The organism is Streptomyces sp. V3I8, assembly GCF_030817535.1.
GTDB lineage: Bacteria > Actinomycetota > Actinomycetes > Streptomycetales > Streptomycetaceae > Streptomyces.
This window is the reverse complement of sequence record NZ_JAUSZL010000002.1, coordinates 3,260,422-3,280,645: the sequence shown is the minus strand read 5'-3', so window position 1 is coordinate 3,280,645 and position 20,224 is coordinate 3,260,422. Positions and strand designations below refer to the sequence as shown.

General features: G+C 71.5%; 17 protein-coding genes. 7 read left to right on the top strand and 10 right to left on the bottom strand.

All coding sequences use genetic code 11. The features are described 5' to 3' along the window. Positions 1-57: 57 nt before the first annotated feature. From QFZ75_RS14290 to QFZ75_RS14265, 6 genes are all read right to left on the bottom strand, one after another. A complete protein-coding gene (locus QFZ75_RS14290) occupies positions 58-657 on the bottom strand; it encodes a hypothetical protein (protein ID WP_307537051.1) in 600 nt (199 codons plus the stop codon). Beyond that, positions 644-2,191, bottom strand: coding sequence for a VWA domain-containing protein (locus tag QFZ75_RS14285; RefSeq protein ID WP_307537050.1), 1,548 nt, complete (start codon positions 2,189-2,191; stop codon positions 644-646). The genes QFZ75_RS14290 and QFZ75_RS14285 overlap by 14 nt, the downstream gene beginning before the upstream one ends. Then, positions 2,188-3,363: a toxic anion resistance protein gene (locus tag QFZ75_RS14280; RefSeq protein ID WP_307537047.1), complete on the bottom strand. Its 1,176-nt coding sequence runs from the start codon at positions 3,361-3,363 to the stop codon at positions 2,188-2,190. Before QFZ75_RS14280 ends, QFZ75_RS14285 begins: the two co-directional genes overlap by 4 nt. A gap of 12 nt (positions 3,364-3,375) precedes the next feature. Beyond that, complete coding sequence (locus tag QFZ75_RS14275; RefSeq protein WP_307537045.1) at positions 3,376-4,452, bottom strand: hypothetical protein; 1,077 nt, start codon at positions 4,450-4,452, stop codon at positions 3,376-3,378. Positions 4,453-4,752: 300 nt separating this feature from the next. Further along, entirely contained in the window at positions 4,753-5,175 is a 423-nt protein-coding gene (locus tag QFZ75_RS14270) for a hypothetical protein (protein ID WP_307537043.1), read from the bottom strand. A gap of 126 nt (positions 5,176-5,301) precedes the next feature. Continuing rightward, positions 5,302-6,513 carry a pyridoxal phosphate-dependent aminotransferase gene (locus tag QFZ75_RS14265; RefSeq protein WP_307537041.1) on the bottom strand — a complete coding sequence of 404 codons (1,212 nt, stop codon included), beginning with the start codon at positions 6,511-6,513 and terminating at the stop codon, positions 5,302-5,304. A 261-nt stretch (positions 6,514-6,774) separates the two neighbouring features. On the opposite strand from QFZ75_RS14265, the gene QFZ75_RS14260 reads away from it, so the two are divergent. After that, positions 6,775-7,632 carry a serine protease gene (locus QFZ75_RS14260; protein WP_307537040.1) on the top strand — a complete coding sequence of 286 codons (858 nt, stop codon included), beginning with the start codon at positions 6,775-6,777 and terminating at the stop codon, positions 7,630-7,632. A gap of 19 nt (positions 7,633-7,651) precedes the next feature. On the opposite strand, the gene QFZ75_RS14255 is transcribed toward QFZ75_RS14260, so the two are convergent. Next, a complete protein-coding gene (locus tag QFZ75_RS14255; RefSeq protein ID WP_307537038.1) occupies positions 7,652-9,277 on the bottom strand; it encodes an amidohydrolase family protein in 1,626 nt (541 codons plus the stop codon). 9 nt (positions 9,278-9,286) lie between these two features. Beyond that, the gene (locus tag QFZ75_RS14250; RefSeq protein WP_307537036.1) at positions 9,287-10,570 is read right to left on the bottom strand and encodes an amino acid deaminase; all 1,284 of its coding nucleotides are present in this window, start codon (positions 10,568-10,570) and stop codon (positions 9,287-9,289) included. A gap of 224 nt (positions 10,571-10,794) precedes the next feature. Here QFZ75_RS14250 and QFZ75_RS14245 point away from each other — a divergent pair, with 224 nt between their 5' ends. The 5 genes from QFZ75_RS14245 (at position 10,795) to QFZ75_RS14225 (ending at position 15,403) form a co-directional block, all read left to right on the top strand. After that, positions 10,795-11,853 carry a sugar kinase gene (locus tag QFZ75_RS14245; protein WP_373466042.1) on the top strand — a complete coding sequence of 353 codons (1,059 nt, stop codon included), beginning with the start codon at positions 10,795-10,797 and terminating at the stop codon, positions 11,851-11,853. Next, positions 11,850-12,614, top strand: a complete 765-nt coding sequence (locus QFZ75_RS14240) for an IclR family transcriptional regulator (RefSeq protein WP_307537033.1) — start codon at positions 11,850-11,852, stop codon at positions 12,612-12,614. Before QFZ75_RS14245 ends, QFZ75_RS14240 begins: the two co-directional genes overlap by 4 nt. Beyond that, on the top strand, positions 12,611-13,024 hold the full coding sequence (locus tag QFZ75_RS14235) for a RidA family protein (RefSeq protein ID WP_307537031.1): 414 nt from the start codon (positions 12,611-12,613) through the stop codon (positions 13,022-13,024). The genes QFZ75_RS14240 and QFZ75_RS14235 overlap by 4 nt, the downstream gene beginning before the upstream one ends. Positions 13,025-13,156: 132 nt before the next feature. Further along, positions 13,157-14,746: a GntP family permease gene (locus QFZ75_RS14230; protein ID WP_307537029.1), complete on the top strand. Its 1,590-nt coding sequence runs from the start codon at positions 13,157-13,159 to the stop codon at positions 14,744-14,746. Between the two features lie 66 nt (positions 14,747-14,812). Beyond that, entirely contained in the window at positions 14,813-15,403 is a 591-nt protein-coding gene (locus tag QFZ75_RS14225; RefSeq protein WP_307537027.1) for a hypothetical protein, read from the top strand. A 68-nt stretch (positions 15,404-15,471) separates the two neighbouring features. Here the strand turns inward: QFZ75_RS14225 and QFZ75_RS14220 are convergent, their stop codons facing one another. After that, positions 15,472-16,818: a M14 family metallopeptidase gene (locus QFZ75_RS14220; protein WP_307537026.1), complete on the bottom strand. Its 1,347-nt coding sequence runs from the start codon at positions 16,816-16,818 to the stop codon at positions 15,472-15,474. Between the two features lie 267 nt (positions 16,819-17,085). Between QFZ75_RS14220 and QFZ75_RS14215 the strand changes: the two genes are divergently transcribed. Beyond that, entirely contained in the window at positions 17,086-18,447 is a 1,362-nt protein-coding gene (locus QFZ75_RS14215; protein ID WP_307537025.1) for an Nramp family divalent metal transporter, read from the top strand. Positions 18,448-18,499: 52 nt separating this feature from the next. On the opposite strand, the gene QFZ75_RS14210 is transcribed toward QFZ75_RS14215, so the two are convergent. After that, positions 18,500-20,191, bottom strand: a complete 1,692-nt coding sequence (locus QFZ75_RS14210) for a chitinase (protein ID WP_307537023.1) — start codon at positions 20,189-20,191, stop codon at positions 18,500-18,502. Positions 20,192-20,224: the final 33 nt, after the last annotated feature.

The following is a 20,224-nucleotide window of genomic DNA, read 5'->3' as shown; positions in this document are numbered from 1 at the left end:
CGTCATCGAGCGCCGGGCGGGCTGAAAAATTCAGCCCGCCCTGCGCTCGAGAATCCCTCACGCCCGGTCCTCCAGGTACCGCGTGTGCGATTCCTGGCGGCGGGCCTCCGTCTCGCGGAGGGTCGCCGCCAGCGACGTCAGCTCGTCGTGCAGCAGACCCAGCTGCCGTTCGAGATGCCGCTCGGGCGACTCGGCGCCCGGCGCCAGCCGCACCCACCACCGCGCCCGCACATACGCGTCGACGGCCTCCGGGACGTCGAGACGCACCGCCCGCGACAGCACGTGCACCCCCTCCGCGTCCCGCGCGAGCACCTGCGCGACCCACCCGGGGTCGAGCAGTCCGCCGAGCAGCTCCGTCAGCTCGGTGAGCCGGCCGGCCGCGGCGGGCGGCAGTCCGACGTCCGCCAGGTAGGTCCGGAGCCGGCCGAAGTCGGTCCGGATTCCGTCCAGCTGGGCGCAGGCGTCCGGGAAGTCCGGCACCGGCGGCCGCTCCGGCGGCGCGAGGAGCGCCCCGGCGCCGTACAGTCCCGCGACGACGACCGGCCAGTACGCCCCCGCGGCCCCCGCGAAGGTCAGCGCCAGGCCCGCGATCGCGCAGGCGCTCCCGGTGAGGTTCTTGCGGGACTCCAGGTGGCCGAGAAACCTACTGGTAGCCACGGATCTCCTCGAAGGCGCCGTCCAGCGAGCCCTTCCGGGCGTCGAAGAGGCGGCCGCCGGTCAGGTCGGCGATGTGTTCCAGCTCGGCGCGGTCGGAGTCGCCGAAGAGGATCGGGAAGACGGGGATCCGCCGCGCGGCCCCGGACAGCCGGCCGTGGAAGTCGTCGAACCGCGCCGGACCCGCGCCCCGCGTGTTCTCGCCGTCCGTCATCAGCACGATCGACGTGAACGTGTCGTCGCCGGCGCCCAGATGCTCGTACGCCTTCCGCAGCGACGTGTAGATCGCGGTGTCGCCCTCCGCGGTGAGCGCCCCGGTGTCGCGGCGGATCGCGTCGAGCCCCGCGCGCGGGTCCTCGGGCCGCACCACATGCGTGCGGACGCTCTTGACGGCCGACCCGAACGGCATCAGCGTCACCTCCTCGCGCTCGCGGAAGTCGCCGGTGAGGCCGGTCAGGGCCTTCTTGAGCCGGCCGAGCCGCCCGTCCTCGCCCATCGAGCCCGAGGTGTCGAGCACGTACACGGTCCGCGAGGGGCGGCGCAGCTCGTTCTCGTAGGAGTCGAGGAGGCCGTCGGCGACGGACCGGCTGCCGGGGAACGGGAGTTCGCGGCGGCGGGCGGTGTCCAGTCCGGCCGCGGGCGGCACGCCGGGCACGACGGGCCGGCGCAGCGTGCGGTCGGTGATCAGCTTCTGGGTCGCCGGAGTGCGCAGGGCCCCGGTGAGGCGGCGGACGTCGGCGCGGGCCTCCCGGCTCGTGTAGGTGAGCGAGGAGAGCGGGTAGTCGGCGGTGACCACGCCGTCGCGCGGGCGGATCACCGTCAGGTCCTTCCTCGACCTCAGCACCGACTCGTAGTTGAGCAGCGCGTCGACGTCACCGCGGCGGTCGTACGCCGCCGCCAGCCAGCCCGAGGACCCGGACGTCAGCTTCTGGCCCTCGAAGAACTCCGCCAGTTCGGGCGTCGCCCGCCGCACGTCCGCGTCCGTGAGCGCCGACTGGGCGCCGGAGAGGGCCGAGGCCACCGAGACGAGCGTGGAGAAGCCGGAGTTGGAGCGCGACGGGTCGGTCATGCCGTACGTCAGCCCGCCGTCCCGGACCGCCTTCTCGATGTCGGTCCAGGTGACGTCCGCCGGCTTCCAGCCCAGCCTCCGTACGGTGGCGGGCCGCACCCCGACGGCCAGCGGGCTGGACATGACCGGGGTCTCGGACACGATCTGCCGTGCGGCGGCGGGATCGAGCCGCAGGTAGGCGCCGGAGGAGAGCCAGACGGCGTCGTACGCGCCCTTCGCCCTGCCCTTCGCGAGGAGGTCGACCGCGTCGAGGGTACCCAGGTAGGTGGGCCGGACCGTGATGCCGGTGTCCTTCCGGACCTGCTCCAGCACACCCTTCATGTCCGAGAGCTCGCTGGAGGCGAGGACGCGCAGGGTGCCGGGGACCGGCCCGTCGCCGGAAGGGCCCGGCTCCCGCGGGGCGGACGTGCATCCGGCCGTCACCAGGGCCAGCGCGACGGCGGCCACCACCGGACGGAGGCGTCTCATGCGAGGCCCCCTTCCGGCGCGCCCTGCGAGCGGCTGCGCTCCAGGTACGACGTGGCGTGCTGGAGCTCCGAGGTCAGGGACTCCACGGTCGCCGCCATGGTCTGCGTGGCCTGGACCTTGTACGTGTCGATGGCGTCGAGCGTCCGGTAGATCTGCTGGAACGCCGAGCGCAGCGTCTGAGCCCCGACGGCGGGGTCGGCGGCGATGCGCTGGATCTCGCCGCTCTGGGTGGCGAGCATCTCCGCGTTGCCGCGGATGAGGTCCTCCGTCGTGCCGCGCAGCGCGTCGACCTGCTCGACGACCTTGCGCTGGTCGTCGAGGGCGGCGGCGAGCATCACGGAGATGCGCAGCGCGGAGACCGTGGTGGTGGCCGCGCGGTCGACCCCCCTGATCAGCTCCTCGTTGTTGCGGCGGACCACGTCCATCGCCAGATAGCCCTGGGCGCACACCGCGAGCTGGGTGAGCAGGTCCTGGTGCTTCTGCCGTACGGGGAAGAGGACGTCGGCGCGGAGTGCGTCCGCCTGGACCGGGTCCTGTGCCTCGACGCCGGTGATGTGGCCCTCGACCGCCGCGTCCAGGGCCTCGGTGAGGACGACGTACTCCTGGAGCCTGCCCATCGAGTCCCAGAGGCGGACGCGTTCGGTCTGCAGCGCGGCGTTGTCGCGGCGCAGTTCGTCCTGGCCGCCGCGCAGCGAGCCCACGATCCTGTTCAGCGTGCCCTGCGCGGAGGCGTACCCGGCCACGTGGTCGCGGAGCCGGTTGCCGCCCGGCAGCCGGGACAGCAGCTTGCGCGCCCTCCCGCCGGGCAGGTCGCGCGGGTCCAGGTCCTCGACGGTGCGCCGCAGTTCGACGAGCGAGGACGAGACGCGGGCCTGGGCGTCCTCGCCGTTCGCGGGCAGGGCGCGGACCGTGCGCTCCAGCATGCGGTTCGACCGGGCGGCGGCGCCGCGTATCTCGCCGGAGCCGAGCGCGACGACCTCGCCGACCTTCCCGGCGAACTCGGGGGAGCGGGCGTCGAGCACGGCGAGCGCGTCGACGTACTCGGCGGCCTTGCGCGCCATGTCGCCGCGGACCGACTCGGCGACCGGCACGAGCGTGCCGGCCTTCTCCTTCGGCACGGCCGCGACCGGCTCGGGAGGGGTGAGGGTGAAGGTGTCTTCGAGATTGCTCACGTGCTGTTCCCCCTACTTCCGGGCCCGGCGGGCCATGTCGTGCAGCACCGTGGAGGCGGGCACGGGCGCCTGCCGGACGCCGGTCAGCTTCTGGTCGAGGTACCTGGTGTGGGCGCCGGTGGCCGCCGTGAACTCGGCGGCGGCGCCCTGCGGCCGGAACCCGTGGCGCACCGCGAGCCGGCGCAGCTCCTTGTCGGTGCCGAGCAGTTCGCCGAGGGCGCGCCCCTCGTCCGTGAGGGGGACGACGGTGTGGTCGCTGTTGGCGGTGGTGTCCGGGTAGAGGACGACCAGGTCGTCGACGCCCCGGCCCTGCGTGAGGAGGGCCGCGACCTGGGACTCGTACACGAGGACCAGCGGGTTTCCGGCACCGCTCACGAAGTCCCGGAACGCCGCGTCCGTGCTGGTCTGCTGGGAGCCCTGGACGCTGATCAGCTTGCGCATCAGGGGCGCCGTGCGGCCGACCGCCGCGGCGCCGTCGGCGACCCGGCCGCCGTCGGCCACGTAGGAGGCGGCGGCGAGGTACAGCGCGCCCGAGCTGGAACTGGTCGGGTCGGTGGTGGAGATGAACAGCGTGCCGCTCAACTCACCGTGCCGGTCAGCCCCCTTGAGCTGCTGCCAGGTCCTGTCGTCCGCGGCGGCGTCGAGGTAGGCCCTCATGCCGAGGGTGCCGTTGCCCTCCTCGTCCGGCGTCGCGAGGCCGTTGGCGGCCAGCACCTCGGCGGCGCCGCGGTGCGCCACGACCACGAGGGGCGAGTAGAAGGGGCGCGGCAACGGCTGCCGTACGCCGTACTTCGCGGCCAGTTCCCCGGCGGGTGCCTGGCTGGACGGGAAGGCGAAGTCGTACCCCTTGAGGTCGAGTCCCTCCATGGCCCAGGAGCCGGAGGTCTCGGTCTCCACGGTGTAGCCCCTGGCAGCCAGGGCCTTCACCACATCCGGGTCGGCGAAGAACTCCGCCTTCTCCGACCCGATCACTCCTCGCACGGTCTTCGTTGCCGTGCTCGTGTCCTGTTCTTCGCGGCCCGCTACGACGGCTGCTGCCACTCCGCCGATCAGGAATACCGCCAGGACGATGGCGATGATTCGTCTCACACCCGGAGCCTGCTCCCGGAATCCGACGTTCCCCGCCGCATCGGATGAACACCGGGTGGCCACCCCATCCCAGTACAAAACCGGACGCCAGGCTTCCGCCGCGGGCCCCGTCAGGGGCGCGGGGAACCGCGCGGCCGGCCCCCGCCGGCCCGCGGGGGACGGTCGACCGGCGTGGGCGGACAGCAGAAGGGCCGCACCCGATGAGGTGCGGCCCTTCCGTCGAGCAGGGCACCCGGCCCGCACGTCGCTGCGGGTGCGCGCGGGCCGGGGCGATCTCAGGGAGTCCGGGAAACCCCGGGCTCAGCGGGCGGTGAGAGCCGGTGTGACGGCCACCGCGTGTACGTCCATGCGCTCGGCGGCCAGGATCGCGGCCGCTGTGTCCGCCCGGGACGCCGCGACGACGAGCGCCCGCCCCGCGAGCGCGTGCGCCCGGCGGTGCAGTCCGCAGGACAGTGCCTCGCGCTCGTCGGTGACCGGTACGGCGGCCGCCGAGCGGACCGGCGGCAGCCCTCCGCGCAGACGGGTGACCTGTTCGGCCAGCCGCGCCGCCGCGGTGTCGAGCTCGGCGGACGGTTCCAGCGCGCGGAGCTCGTCCGTGACCGCGAGCAGGGCCGCCAGATGACCGGCGAGCTGGATGTCCAGCTCCTCCTCGCGCGACCGGTGGGGAAAGTCGGCGGTGCCGGCCATCGTGTGGACCGACTTGGTGCGGATCGGTTCGTACATGGGAGACGGCCTCCTGTGTCTGGCAGGAAACCATCCTAGCTTAGAATTCGTCTAAACTTGACCGAACTCAGAAAAACGGACCGGACGGTCACGCGGGGTGACCGCCCGGTCCGGTGCGGCGGTGCGTCAGTGCTGCCCGTAGCCGTCCAGGAAGGTGCCGATCCGGGTCACCGCGTCCGTGAGGTCCCGCGTGGTCGGCAGGGTGACGACCCGGAAGTGGTCCGGTTCCGGCCAGTTGAAGCCCGTGCCCTGCACCACCATGATCTTCTCGGTGCGCAGCAGGTCCAGCACCATCCGCCGGTCGTCCTTGATCTTGTAGACCTTCGGGTCGAGGCGCGGGAAGAGGTAGAGCGCGCCCTTCGGCTTCACGCAGGTCACGCCGGGGATCTGCGTCAGCAGCGAGTGGGCCGCGTCCCGCTGCTCCCGCAGCCGCCCGCCCGGCAGGACGAGGTCGTTGATGGTCTGCCGGCCGCTGAGGGCGGCGACCACACCGTGCTGGCCGGGCATGTTCGCGCACAGGCGCATGTTGGCGAGGATCGTCAGCCCCTCGATGTACGAGTCGGCGTGCGCCCGCGGGCCCGAGATCGCCATCCACCCGACGCGGTACCCGGCCACGCGGTACGCCTTCGACATGCCGTTGAAGGTGAGGGTGAGCAGGTCGGGGGCGACCTTGGCGGTCGGGGTGTGCACGGCCTCGTCGTACAGGATCTTGTCGTAGATCTCGTCCGAGCAGACCAGCAGGTTGTGGCGGCGGGCGATGTCGGTGAGGCCCTTCAGCACCGCCTCGTCGTAGACCGCGCCGGTCGGGTTGTTCGGGTTGATGATCACGATCGCCTTGGTGCGGTCGGTGACCTTCCGCTCCACGTCGGCGAGATCGGGCATCCAGTCGGACTGCTCGTCGCAGCGGTAGTGCACGGCGGTGCCGCCGGACAGGGAGACGGCCGCGGTCCACAGGGGGTAGTCCGGCGCCGGTACGAGGACCTCGTCGCCGTCGTCCAGCAGGCCCTGCATCGCCATCACGATCAGCTCGGACACGCCGTTGCCGATGAAGACGTGCTCGACGTCCGTCTCTATGCCGAGGGTCTGGTTGTGCATGACCACGGCGCGGCGGGCCGCGAGCAGGCCCTTCGCGTCCCCGTAGCCGTGCGCGGAGGAGACGTTGCGGAGGATGTCCTCCAGGATCTCCGGGGGGCACTCGAAGCCGAACGCCGCCGGGTTGCCGGTGTTGAGCTTGAGGATGCGGTGGCCTGCCGCCTCCAGCCGCATCGCCTCCTCGAGGACCGGGCCCCGGATCTCGTAACAGACGTTGGCGAGTTTGGTCGACTGGATCACCTGCATGGTCGCGAGCTTACGGGCGGGCAGGGGTTCTCGCGCCGTGTTTCCGCCACGTGAGACGTCCGTCCCCGTCGGGGTGCGGGGAACTGCGGACCGGCCCCCGCCGGTCCGCAGCCGTACGCGCGGCCCGCCCCGCCGACGGGCGTGGGCGGCTGGAAACAGGTTCTTGTCGGGGCGGAGGACGGCGCTAAGAATGCGCATGACAAAAACGGGAAGTGGCCGGAAGACCTCCGGCCGCTCACGTCGCAAGAGGGGACCCCCCACATGAAGAAGCCTCTCCTCGCCGCGCTCGGAGCCCTGGTGATCACAGGGACCGGCCTGGCGGCACCGGCCGTCGCCGCCACGGAGACGTCGACCGGCACCGGCACCAGGGCACCCGCGGCGATCCAGGCCGTCACCTTCGCCGGTACCGTCTCGCTCAGCAACTGTTCCGGCTCCGTCGTGCGCCTCCCGGACTCGGAGGACAACGACCCGGCGCTGGTGATGTCGAACGGCCACTGCCTGGAGACCGGCTTCCCGGCGGCCGGCCAGGTCATCGTCGACCGGGCCTCCACCCGCACCTTCGGCCTGCTGAACTCCGCCGGCACCCGTGTCGCCACCCTGCGCGCCAGCAAGATCGCGTACGCCACGATGACCGACACGGACGTCTCGCTCTACCAGCTGACCACCACGTACGGGCAGATCAAGAGCTCGTACGGCATCAGCGCGCTGACGCTCAACGACACGCACCCGGTGGCAGGCCGGGCCATCACGGTCGTCTCCGGCTACTGGAAGCGGACGTACGCCTGCAACGTCGACGGCTTCGCCTACCGCCTGAAGGAGGGCAGCTGGACCTGGAAGGACTCGGTCCGCTACACCTCCGCCTGCCAGACCATCGGCGGCACCTCGGGCTCGCCCGTGATCGACAACGCCACCAACACCGTCGTCGCCGTCAACAACACCGGCAACGAGGACGGCGGACGCTGCACCGACAACAACCCGTGCGAGGTGGACGCGAACGGCACCGTCACCGTCCGCGCCGGCATCAACTACGCGCAGGAGACCTACCAGATCCCCGCCTGCTTCGGCCTCGACAGCAAGCTCGACCTGAGCGCGAGCGGGTGCACCCTGCCCAAGCCGTGACCGGCCGGCGGACGGGCGGTCAGCGAGGAGTCCGGCGGACCGCCCGTCCCGCCAGCACATCCGTCCGGCGGCCGTCCTCGATGACGAACCGGCCGTCGATCAGGACGTGCGGGATGCCGGTCGGGAGCGTCCGGGGGGCGTCGAAGGTCGAACCCGCGGCCACCGTCTTCGGGTCGAAGAGGACCAGGTCGGCCCGGTAGCCCTCGCGGACAAGACCGCGGTCGGGCAGCCGCAGCCGCGCGGCCGGCCGTGACGTCAGATGCGCGACGCACTCCTCCAGGCTCAGGACGCCCAGTTCCCGTACGTACCTGCCGAGGTACTGCGGGAACGTGCCGTACGCCCGCGGGTGCGGCTTGGCGCCGCGCAGGATGCCGTCCGAACCGCCGGTGTGGACGCGGTGGCGCATGATCGCCTGCACGTTCTCCTCATGGCCCACGTGCTGCAGGATCGTCGGGCCGAGGCCGTCGTCGAGGAGCAGCCGGCGGGCGGTCGTCCAGGGAGCCTCGCCGCGCTCGTCCGCCGCCTCCCGGACCGTGCGGCCCACGTAGGACGCGAGCGCCGGATCGGTGACGCCCGAGATCTCGATGGTGTCCCATTCGATGGGCACGCCGTGGCACCCGTCCGAGCCGACGGCCTCCAGGTGGTGGCGGATCCGCCCGGCCGTTCCCTCGTCCCGCAGCCGGGCCAGGGTCGCCTCCGGGCCGCCCTCGTTCGCCCAGCTGGGCAGCAGCGCCACGAGCGTCGTGCAGCCGGGGGTGTACGGATACGTGTCGAGGCTGATGTCCGCCCCGCCGGCCAGCGCCTCGTCGAGGAGCGCCAGCAGGTCCGGCCCCTTCCCCTTGTTGACGCCGAAGTTCATGGTGGCGTGCGCGAGATGGAGCGGGCAGCCCGCCTCGCGGGTCAGGTCCACCATCTCCCGGTACGCGTCGAGGGCGCCGGCGCCGTACGAGCGGTGGTGCGGGCAGTAGTAGCCGCCGTACCCGGCCACCACCCGGCACAGTTCCGTCAGCTCGGCGTCCTTGGCGTACATGCCGGGGGTGTACGTGAGCCCGGACGACATGCCGACCGCGCCCTCGCTCATCGCGTCGGCGACCAGGCGCCGCATCCGGTCCAGTTCCGCGGGCGTCGCCTCCCTGTCGTCCCAGCCGACGGCGAGCATGCGTACCGCGCCCTGCGGGACGAGGTAGGCGGCGTTCACGGCGATGCCCTCGCCGTCGAAGCCGTGGTCGAGGCGGTCCAGGTACTCGCCCACCGAGCGCCAGGTGAAGTCGATGTCGTCGCCGTCGCCGTTCCAGCCGGTGATCGCGCGGCGCACCTCGGCGAGCGTGCGGTCGTCGACGGGCGCGTACGACAGCCCGTCCTGCCCGATGACCTCCAGCGTGACGCCCTGCGCCGCCTTGGCGCTGTGGTCGGGGTCCCGCAGCAGGGCGAGGTCGCTGTGGGCGTGCATGTCGATGAAGCCCGGGGCCAGCACGAGGCCCTCGGCGTCCACCACCCGGCGGGCTACGGGCCGCAGGCACCCGGCGGCGGCCGCCTCCTGCACCACGGTCGTGATCCTGCCGCCCTCGATGCCCACGTCGGCCCGGTAGGAGGGTCCGCCGCTGCCGTCGACGACGTCCACGTCACGGATGACGAGATCCATCATGGCGGGCTCCTAGAAGTAGGTGCGGATGTAGTCGACGACCGTGCCGTCCCGCTCCACCAGCGGGATCAGCTGCCACTTGTCGAACGAGGTGCAGGGGTGCGAGAGCCCCATCCCGATCCAGTCGCCGACCCGCAGCCGGGCCTGCCCGTCCGTACGGATCCAGGCGTGCTGGTCGGAGAGCGAGGTGACGGTGATGCCGTCCGCCGGCCGCTCGCCGTCCTCGTCCCGCACCACCTGCACCTCGGGCAGATCCAGGTCGTACGCCGCGTCGCGCTTGCCCGCGTTGGCGAAGGCCTGCCCGGGGGAGGGGCGCGAGACGACCTGCGCCCAGAGCCGGAAGGCGGGGTGCAGGGCGCCCTCCTCGGGGACCCGGACGAAGGGCGTCACCTCGCGGTAGTGCCCGTCGTCGTGCGAGACGTAGGCACCCGAGCGCAGCAGCTTCAGCACGGGCAGCGACAGTTCGGGCAGGGTGGCGAAGACGTCGGCCACCGCGTCGAACCAGGCGCTGCCGCCCGCGCTGACCACGATCTCGTCCAGCCCGGCCGCGTCGAACCGGCCCGCCTCGTCGAACTCCACGGCCAGGGCGGTCAGCCGTCGCAGCCACGCCCGCACCCGCTCCGGGTCGGCGTCCGGCACCTCGCCCTCGTACCCGGCGACCCCCACCAGCCGCAGCGTGTCCACCCCGGCCACGGCGTCCGCGACGGCGGCGCACTCCGCCTCCGTCCGCACACCGGTCCGGGCCCCTTCGCCCGCGCCCAGCTCGACGACGACGTCCACCGGACGGGAGCCCCCGCGCAGCGCGGCGTCCATCAGCTCGACGCCGCGCACGGAGTCGACGTAACAGACGAACCGGAAGCCGGGGTCGGCGGCGAGCTGGGCGGAGATCCAGGCGAGGGCGGCCGGGTCGACGAGCTCGTTGGCGAGGAAGACGCGCCGGACGCCGAAGGCCCGGGCCACCCGCACCTGGTGCGGCACCGCGAGCGTGATGCCCCAGGCGCCGCGCTCGATCTGCCGCTGGAACAGCTGGGGGGCCATCGAGGTCTTGCCGTGCGGCGCGAAGACCAGGCCGTGCCGGGCGGTGTACGTCTCCATCAGGCGCAGGTTGTGCTCCAGCCGCTCGGCGGAGAGGGCGAGCACGGGCGTGGTGAACCCGCCGCTGAACAGGTTGCGGCGCTCGGCGGCCAGCTCACCGACGGTCAGGCCCTCGGCGTCGGGCGGAAGTCCCTTGAAACGGTGGTCGACACGCTCGTCCGCGAGCGCGGCCAGCCGTTCCGCGGTGGTGTCGGCAGCCATGAGAGCCTCCTGATCAGTACCGTTGCATTCTCCGCAACAGGCATTGCGTATCGCGCTTACTGCTGTCTAACATCTCGGCCAACGCCGGGTCAACGGAGCCGCCTGGACCCGCGTCAGGACGAGGAGCCCCAGCCATCGTGACCCGCACCGGACCGCCCGTCGGCACCGACCACGACGCCACGCGCCCGCCGGCCGCCGTGGAGGTCGTCACCCTCGGCGAGTCCATGGTCACGTTCCTCCCCTCCCGTCCGGGCCGCCTCGCCGACGTGCCGTCCTTCGAGCGGGCGATCGGCGGCGCGGAGTCCAACGTGGCCTGCGTGCTGGCCGCCGCCGGCCACACCGCGCGGTGGGTCAGCCGGGTCGGCGCCGACGGCTTCGGCGACCACCTCCTGGAGACGATCGCCTCCTACGGCGTCGACACCACCGCCGTACGACGGGACGCCTTCCGCCCCACCGGCATCTACTTCCGCACCGCCGGCGACCGGGCCACCGACGCCCACGAGGTGGCGTACTACCGCGCCGGTTCCGCGGCCTCGGCGATGTCCCCCGCCACCGTCGACCCGAAGGCCCTCGACTCGGGCCGCGTCCTGCACCTCTCCGGTATCACGGCGGCCCTCTCGCCGGCCTGCCTGTCGCTCCTCACGGCCCTCACGGCCCCCCGTCCAGGCCGCCCGCTGATCTCGTTCGACGTCAACTACCGGGAGGGCCTGTGGCCGGACCGGGCCGCGGCGGGCCCCACCCTCCTCACCCTGGCCCGCGCCGCGGACCTGGTCTTCGTGGGCGAGGACGAGGCCGAGGCGGCCTGGGGCGTCACCGGCGGCCCGGCCGCGGTCCGCGCCGCACTCCCGGAACCACGCGTGCTGGTGGTCAAGAACGGCAGCCGGGGCGCCACCCTGTTCGAGACGACGACCCCCGCGGCCCCGCACCCGCACACCCCTTCGCGCGGGGACGACGGCACGACGGCGGGGCACCGGCACGACACGGTCACCTCCGCCGCGGCTCTCGGCGTGGACGTGGTCGCCCCCGTCGGCGCGGGCGACGCCTTCGCCGCCGGCTTCCTGTCGGCGACCCTCCGCGGCCTCGCCGCGAAACACCGCCTCCGCCACGGCCACCTCATGGCCGCCGCCGCCCTCACCGTCCCCGGCGACCTGGCCGCACCCCCCTCCCGCGGCCACGCCGACCGCCTCGCCGCCCTGGACGACGACGCGTGGGGGACACTTCGACTCGGCCCCGGCTGGACGAACGCCGCAGACCGGGCCCAGGAGGAGGTACCCACCCCATGAGCCAGACCGTCGACCGCGCGCTGAGCATCCTGCCGCTGCTCGCCGAGGGCCCCGCCGACCTAGGGCAGGTCGCCGACCGGCTCGACGTCCACAAGTCCACCGCCCTGCGGCTGCTGCGCACCCTCCACGAACACGGCCTGGTCTACCGCCAGTCCGACCAGCGCTACCGCCTGGGCGCCCGCCTCTTCGCGCTCGCGCAGGAGGCCGTGGAGAACCTGGACGTCCGCGAGATCGCCCACCCCCACCTCGTACGCCTCAACGAGAGCTGCGGCCACACCGTCCACCTCGCCGTGCACGAGGACGGCGAGGTGCTCTACATCGACAAGGTCGAGAGCCGCTACCCGGTGCGCATGTACTCGCGGATCGGCAAGCCCGTCGCGATCACGGTCGCCGCCGTGGCGAAGCTGCTCCTCGCCGACCTGCCGGAGCCCGAGCGCCGCGCCTTCGCGGAGAAGCTCGACTACCCCATGTACACGTCCCGTTCGACCCCCAGCGCCCCCGCCTTCCTGCGGGAGCTGGACAAGGTCCGCGAACAGGGCTGGGCCACCGACCTCGGCGGCCACGAGGAGTCCATCAACTGCGTCGCGGCCCCCGTGCGGGGCACCGACGGGCGGGTCGTCGCGGCCATGTCCGTCTCCGCCCCGAACGTCGTCGTCACCGCGGACGAACTCCTCACCCTGCTCCCGCTGGTCCGCCGTACCGCGGACGCCGTCAGCGGCGAGTACTCAGGCAAGACCCCTACGAAGGAAACCAGCTCATGACCGAGAAGACCGCCCTCACCCCGAAGACCCACACGACCCCGCCCGCCACGTTCTCGCACGGCGTCAGGAAGGGCAACATCCTGCAGGTCGCGGGCCAGGTCGGCTTCCTGCCCGCGGTGGAGGGACAGCCGCCGACGCCCGCCGGCCCCACCCTGCGCGAGCAGACCCTGCAGACCCTGGCCAACGTGAAGGCCATCCTCGAGGAGGGCGGCGCGTCCTGGGACGACGCGATGATGATCCGCGTCTACCTCACGGACGTCGGCCACTTCGCCGAGATGAACGCGATCTACAACGCGTACTTCGCGGAGCAGAACCTGACCGCGCCCCCCGCGGCCCGCACCACGGTCTACGTCGGCCTGCCCGCCGGCCTCCTCGTCGAGATCGACGTCCTGGCGGTCCTGGACAACTGAGCTCCGCCCCTCCGGGGCCTCCGGGCCCCGGCCTCCCGGCGCCCCCCACACAAACCCCGCACGACGTACGGCGATCCCCCCTGCCCGAAAACACCATGCCCCCTGTGAAGCCCCCGGAAAGAGGACCTCCCCATGTCACCCCTGCTCGCAGCCGCACCACCAGCCCCGGAGACCCCACCCCACACAGGAGGCCTGCTCCTCCTCCTGGACGGCACCGCCGGCCTCCTGACCGTCGCGGCCCTCGGCATCGTCCTTCTGCTGGTCCTGATCATCAAGGTCAGACTCCAGCCCTTTGTCGCCCTGCTGGCCGTCTCCATAGCCGTCGGCCTCTCGGCCGGCCTCTCCGTCACGGAACTCTTCGGCACCGTCCAGCGCTCGGCCTCGGTCTCGATGATCGAGTCGGGCATGGGCGGCATCCTCGGCCACGTCGCGATCATCATCGGCCTCGGCACGATGCTCGGCGCGATCCTCGAGGTGTCGGGCGGCGCGGAGGCCCTCTCGACCCGCCTGCTCAACCTCTTCGGCGAGAAGCGCGCCCCGCTCGCCATGGGCCTCACCGGCCTGATCTTCGGCATCCCGGTCTTCTTCGACGTCGGCATCTTCGTCCTCGCGCCGATCGTGTACGCCGCCGCCAAGCGCTCCGGCAAGTCGATCCTGCTGTACGCCATGCCCCTGCTCGCGGGCCTGTCGATGACCCACGCGTTCCTGCCGCCGCACCCCGGCCCGGTCGCCGCCGCCGGACTGTTCAAGGTCGACCTCGGCTGGGTCATCCTGATGGGCGTCGTCGTCGGCATCCCGGCCGTGCTCGCCGCCTGGGCGTACGCGGCCTGGATCGGCAAGCGCCTCTTCGTCCCCGTACCGCAGGACATGCTGGAGGCGGCGGACGAGGCGAAGGCCGCGGTCGCCGAGGAGCGCGCCGCACGCCGCGCCGCCGCCCGCTCGACGGGCTCCACCGACGGCACCGGCACCGGAAGCGGCACCGGAACCGGCAAGGGTGACGGTGCCGGTACCGGCACCGTCACGGCCACCCGGCCCGAGGACTACGCGGAGCAGCCCGTCCCCCTCGCCACCGTCTTCCTCATCATCGGTACGCCCCTGCTGCTGATCCTCGCCGCGACCTTCTCCTCGATCGCGCTGGACCCCTCGACCTTCCGCTCGGTCGTCGAGTTCTTCGGGCACCCCTTCGTCGCGCTGACGATCGCCCTGCTGATGGCCTACTACCTGCTGGGCATCCGGCGCGGCTGGTCCCGCAAGTCCCTGGAGACGGTCTCCACCTCGTCGCTGAAGCCGGTCGGCAACATCCTGCTGGTGGTCGGCGCCGGCGGTGTCTTCGGCGCCGTGCTCAAGGGCTCGGGCATCGCGGACGCACTCGCGGACACCTTCAACGACGTAGGCCTGCCGGTCATCGTGCTGGCCTACCTGATCTCGGTGGTGCTGCGGGTGGCGCAGGGCTCGGCGACGGTGGCCATCGTCACCACCGCCGGCATCGTCGTCCCGCTGGTCGAGGGCCAGGACCTGCCCCAGGCCCACCTGGCACTGATCATCATGGCGATCTCGGCCGGCTCGATCTTCGCCTCGCACGTCAACGACGGCGGCTTCTGGATCGTCGCCAAGTACTTCGGCATCTCCGAACGGGACACCCTCAAGTCCTGGACGGTCCTGGAGACGGTGCTGTCGGTGGCGGGCTTCGCGATGGCCGCGGTGCTGAGCCTCTTCATATAACGATGTGGCGGGACGAAGCGGAGCCCGACTGTTCCTGACACAGGATCGTCGACCATACTGCCCGCTGTGGAGCAGCGCATAGGACCCAACATCCCGCCCCTGCAAGGTGCCGCGGTCGACCCGGCGTTCGTGCCCGGCATCACGGGCCCGCGCCCCGCCGAGCCCGACGCCGCCGAGCCGAAGGTGACGAAGGAGGAACAGGAACCCGCCGCCGTGAAGGCTCCCGACGACGAGCCTTCCGGCAAGGACTCCCCGGCCGGGGAACCCGGGGAGTCCGAGGAGCACGGTGAACCCGGGCAACCGGAGGAGTCCGGGGAGCCGGAGGAGTCCGGGGACGCCCGGGTCCCGGACGGCGGCCCGGTCTTCGAGGCCTCCGACCGCCGCGCGAAGGTCGTCGCCGACCACCGTGGCGTACGGCTGAGCCTGGACGACCAGGAGGCCGAGTTCCGCTGGGACGAGATCGGCGCCGTCGAGACGGAGTCCCCGCGCTTCGGCAAGCGTTTCACCATCACGGTGCACACGCCCGACCGCCGCTGGTACCCCCTGGAGATCGAGGCGAAGTCGCGCTCCGACTTCAAGGAGTGGGAGGAGGACCTGGACAAGGTCCTGGACACCTACTTCGAAGAGGCGGAAGAGGCCGAGGAAAGCGCCCTTTAGGGGCGCGGGGAACTGCGCGCCCGGCCACGACGGACGCGCAGTTCCCCACCCACCTCAAGTCACCCCGCTCAACTGCAGTACTGCGCCTCCTTGCCGATGGACCGGTACATGCAGTCGGAGTTCTCCAGCAGCTGCAGAACGGCGTCCCGGTTGCGCGAGGTCTCCCGCTCGATGACCTCGTCGGGCGGATAGAACCCGCCTCCGCCACTGGACGACGGATACATCTCGAAGGTGTAGGAGAAGATCTTCTGGCTGCCCCACAGGTAGTCGTCGATCGACCCGTCGGTGATGTACAGATCGCTCGACTGCTCCGCCGTGTACCCGTTGCTGGCGGCCATCTTCTGCCCGACCGCGGCGAAGGCGTTGCGGTCGTCGGCCGTCATCCCGGTCGCGGTGTCCGAGGTGGTGTAGCCGAACGGCCACAGCACCAGCTCGCTGTACGTGTGGAAGTCCACGCCCGCCCTGATCTGCTGCTTGCCGCCGACGACCCGGCTGCGTACGAAGTCGGCGACGACCTTCACCTCGGGCGCCGACTCGGCCGACGCGCCCCGGTAGGTCTCGGACGACGTGGAACCGGACGAGCCGCCGCAGCAGCCCCAGCGGTAGTTCCAGTTGCGGTTCAGGTCCGTGCCGACGGCCGAACTGCCGGTGTTGGGCTGGCGGTTCTTGCGCCACGAGCGGTACGCGCCGGTCGCGATGTCGTACTCGCCGCCGTCCGGGTTGAGGTCCGGGACGATCCAGATCTCGCGGTTGTTCACCATGTTGGTGATCCGGCTGTCGGAGCCGTACCCGGCGCCCAGTTCGCGCAGCAGGTAGAGCGCCATCTCCACGGTGAGGTGCTCGCGCGCGTGCTGGTGGTGGGTGAACAGGACCTCGGGCTCCGCCTCGTCGGTCGCCACGTTGTCGCTGATCTTGACGGCGACGATGTCCCGGCCCTGGTAGGACTTCCCGATCACGCGCTTGCTCATGATGGACGGGTAGGCGGCCAGGCGCTGGTTGATCTCCGTGTTCATCTCGGCGTAGTTGTGGTAGCGCGAGTCCGCGGAGGGGAAGTCGAGGACACCGGCGTCGGCGGCGCCCGACCGGTCGGGCGCCGCGCCGAGGGACGAGACCTCGTACCCGAGCCGCCGCAGTTCCTTCGCCTGGGAGGCGCGGCCCGAGACGACGACGGTCTCCTCGTCGGCCTCGTCGATCGACACCCCGGTCCGCGCGATGGCGGTGCGGGTGGCCGAGGTGCTGCCGTGCAGGTGGATCTCGTACTGGTGGATCTCGTCCGTGTCCGAGACGGGAGCCGCTCCGGGGGCGCCGCTCGCGCTGGTCGTGGCGGCGACGGGGGCCGCGAGCGCCAGGGCGAGGAGCGTGGCGAGGGCGGCGGTGCGCCGGCCGCGTCTGCCGTCTTTGTCGCGCAATCGCATGAGTTCTCCTGTTTTCTCCATGAAATCCGGGATCACCGGAAATGTGGGGATGGGAGCAGGGTGGCTGTGCGGTGTGGCGCTCATCGTGAAGCCATGGCATGTTCGGGTCAAGAGTGAGCAGGGGGCCGGTACCGGACATCAGGCCGAGACCGTGCCGCCGGCATCGTTCGACGAGCGCTCGAACAGGCGGTTCACGCTGTGCACATCGGGTGGGGATCGGCGCACGCCCTCTTGTGTCCCGCATCTCTTTGCGCTTTCTTGATCGGCATGGCGGACACCTCGGGACACGCGGACACCAGGCAGGACTCAGGCCCCCGTAAATCCAGCTGGAAGTACATCGGCCCCGGCATCGTGGTCGCCGCGACCGGGGTGGGCGCGGGCGACCTCGTCGCCACCCTGATCGCGGGCTCGAACTTCGGCTACACCCTTCTGTGGGCCGCCGTCATCGGCTGCCTCGTCAAGATCTCCCTCGCCGAGGCCGCGGGCCGCTGGCACCTGTCCACCGGCCGCACGCTCTTCGACGGCTGGGCGAGCCTGGGCCGCTGGACCTCGTGGTTCTTCGTCGCGTACGTGGTGATCTGGGGCTTCGTCTACGGGGCGGCGGCCATGTCCTCGTCGGGGCTGCCCCTGCAGGCGCTGTTCCCGGACGTGATGGGCCTCAAGTGGTGGGCGATCCTGACCGGCCTGGTCGGTCTGGTCTTCGTCTGGTTCAACAAGTACGCGGTCTTCGAGAAGGTCATGACGGTCCTGGTGGGCGTCATGTTCGTCGTCACGGTCTACCTGGCGGTCCGCGTCACCCCGAACCTGGGCGAGGCGTTCGCGGGACTGCTGCCGGTCCTGCCCGACGAGAAGGACTCGATCCTCAACACGCTCGGCCTGATCGGCGGCGTCGGCGGCACGATCACGCTCGCCGCGTACGGCTACTGGGTCAACGCGAAGGGCTGGACGAACACCGGCTGGATGAAGGTGATGCGGCTCGACAACCGCGTCGCCTACATCACCACGGGCATCTTCGTCGTCGCCATGCTCTTCGTGGGCGCGGAGATCCTGCACTCCTCCGACATCGCGATCGCGAGCGGCGACAAGGGCCTGATCCAGCTCGGCGACATCCTGGAGGACGAGTACGGCACGGCGACCGCCAAGTTCTTCCTCATCGGCTTCTTCGCCACCTCCTTCACCTCGCTCATCGGCGTCTGGCACGGTGTGAGCCTGATGTTCGCGGACTTCGTGGAACGCTTGCGCCGGGACCGGGCCACCTCGGCCGGCACCGGCACGGACACCGGCGGCACGGCCACGGCCACGGCCACGGCCTCGGGCGAGGAGGTGGCGTCCGGCGCCCACGAGAAGTCCTGGCCCTTTCGCGCATACCTCCTCTGGCTGACCTTCCCGCCCATGGTCCTGCTCTTCCAGGGCCAGCCCTTCCGCCTGATCATCCTGTACGGGGTCCTGGGCGCGGCCTTCCTGCCCTTCCTCGCCCTCACCCTGGTCTGGCTCCTCAACTCCTCCCGCACGCCGCCCGAGTGGCGCAACGGCCTCCTGAGCAACGCCATGCTGACGATCGCGGGCCTGCTCTTCGTCGTCCTGTGCGTGAAGCAGGTCTGGGACCAGCCCTGGTCGGAGTTCTTCTGACGCCGTCTGCGCCCCGACCGGGGCCGGTCCGTTCAGGGGATGCCGCGGTGCCCTACGGCAGCGCGTGCACGTGCGGGCCCACCGCGTTCGACCACGCGTTGCCCGACGTGGCGTCCCAGTTCGTCGACCAGGTCATCGCGCCGCGCAGGTCCGGATAGGTCCTGGACGGCTTGAAGGAGCCGCAGTTCGTGGCCTTGGTGAGGCAGTCCAGGGCGTTGTTCACGACGGCCGGGGAGACGTACCCGCTGCCCGCGCCGCGGGTCGACGCCGGGACGCCGAGGCCCACCTGGGACGGGGCGAGGCCGCCTTCCAGCTGGATGCAGGCGAGGGCGGTGAGGAAGTCCACCGAGCCCTGCGAGTACACCTTGCCGTCGCAGCCGAGCATCGAACCGCTGTTGTAGTACTGCATGTTGACGACCGTGAGGATGTCCTTGATGTTCAGGGCCGTCTGGAAGTACGTGTTCGACGTGGACTGCATGTCGATCGTCTGCGGCGCCATCGTGATGATCAGCGAGGAGCCCGCCTTCGACGAGAGCGACCGCAGCGCCTGCGTCATGTAGGTGGCGTTGAGGCCGTTCTCCAGGTCGATGTCGACGCCGTCGAAGCCGTACGTCTGCATCAGGGAGTACACGGAGTTCGCGAAGTTCGCCGCCGAGGCGGAGTCGTTCACCGCGACCGTGCCGCGCTCGCCGCCGATCGAGATGATCACCTTCTTGCCCGCGGCCTTCTTGGCCTGGACGTCCGCCTTGAACTGGTCGACGGTGTAGCCGTTCAGACCGGCCGAGTCGAGGTTGAAGGTGACGGCGCCCGGCGTCGTCGTGGCGTCGGCGAAGGACACCGCGATGATGTCGTACTGGGACGGGACGTCGGAGATCTTCTGGACGGCCGCGCCGTTGTTGAAGTTCTGCCAGTAGCCCGTCACCGCGTGCTTGGGCAGGTTGCCGGTGTTGCCCGAGGACGCCTTGGTCGTCCCGGTGACCGCCGTCGACCTCGCCGACTCACCGGCCGTGTTGGTCGCGGTGACCTGGAAGGAGTACGAGGTGGACGCGGCCAGGCCGGTGACGGTCGCCGAGGTGCCGGTCACCGCCGCGACCTTCGTACCGCTGCGGTAGACGTTGTAGCCGCTCGCGCCCGACACCGGGTTCCAGGCGAGGGAGACCGCGGAGGAGGTCGTGGAGGCCACGTTCAGGCCGGCCGGGGTCGCGGGGACCACCGGGTCGGGGTCGCCGCCCGTACCGCCCCCGTCGGGCCCGAACACGGACACGTCGTCGGCGAAGTAGGCCGCCTGTCCGTACCAGCCGTGTGTGTAGACCGTCACGGACGTGGTGTTCGCACCCGTCGTGAAGGACGTCGTCAGCTGCTTCCAGGAGGAGGAGTCCGGGGTCCACGTTGACACGTCCGTCGTCCCGGTGCCGCTCGCGCCGAGGTACGCGTACCCGCCCTGAACCCACGCGCTCAGCGAGTAGCTGGAGTTGGGCTTCACCGCGACGGTCTGGCTGCACCGGGCGTTGTCCTGCCCGGCCGGCGCGCCCTTCAGCGCGGCCGCGCCCCCGTGCACGGGGGCGGAGACGGCGGAGCCGCTGCCCGCCGAACAGGTCCAGTTGGAGAGTCCCGACTCGAAGCCGGCGTTCTTCGTGTTGTTGACGTCCGCGGCCGAGGCCTGGCCGGCGCCGGCCAGGGAGAGGGCGGACGCGGCGAGTACGGCGGCGAGCGCGCCGGCCCATGTCCGTCTGCGTCTGGGCATGCCTGATACGCGGTCCACTGGGGCCTCCGGTGG

Coding starts and splice junctions, on each gene's coding strand:
- QFZ75_RS14265 (WP_307537041.1), bottom strand. CDS start 6,513: ATGCAGGTGATCCAGTCGACCAAACTCGCCAACGTCTGTTACGAGATC.
- QFZ75_RS14240 (WP_307537033.1), top strand. CDS start 11,850: ATGAGCCAGACCGTCGACCGCGCGCTGAGCATCCTGCCGCTGCTCGCC.
- QFZ75_RS14220 (WP_307537026.1), bottom strand. CDS start 16,818: ATGCGATTGCGCGACAAAGACGGCAGACGCGGCCGGCGCACCGCCGCC.
- QFZ75_RS14215 (WP_307537025.1), top strand. CDS start 17,086: ATGGCGGACACCTCGGGACACGCGGACACCAGGCAGGACTCAGGCCCC.
- QFZ75_RS14270 (WP_307537043.1), bottom strand. CDS start 5,175: ATGTACGAACCGATCCGCACCAAGTCGGTCCACACGATGGCCGGCACC.
- QFZ75_RS14235 (WP_307537031.1), top strand. CDS start 12,611: ATGACCGAGAAGACCGCCCTCACCCCGAAGACCCACACGACCCCGCCC.
- QFZ75_RS14245 (WP_373466042.1), top strand. CDS start 10,795: ATGGTCACGTTCCTCCCCTCCCGTCCGGGCCGCCTCGCCGACGTGCCG.
- QFZ75_RS14285 (WP_307537050.1), bottom strand. CDS start 2,191: ATGAGACGCCTCCGTCCGGTGGTGGCCGCCGTCGCGCTGGCCCTGGTG.
- QFZ75_RS14260 (WP_307537040.1), top strand. CDS start 6,775: ATGAAGAAGCCTCTCCTCGCCGCGCTCGGAGCCCTGGTGATCACAGGG.
- QFZ75_RS14250 (WP_307537036.1), bottom strand. CDS start 10,570: ATGGCTGCCGACACCACCGCGGAACGGCTGGCCGCGCTCGCGGACGAG.
- QFZ75_RS14255 (WP_307537038.1), bottom strand. CDS start 9,277: ATGATGGATCTCGTCATCCGTGACGTGGACGTCGTCGACGGCAGCGGC.
- QFZ75_RS14230 (WP_307537029.1), top strand. CDS start 13,157: ATGTCACCCCTGCTCGCAGCCGCACCACCAGCCCCGGAGACCCCACCC.
- QFZ75_RS14210 (WP_307537023.1), bottom strand. CDS start 20,191: ATGCCCAGACGCAGACGGACATGGGCCGGCGCGCTCGCCGCCGTACTC.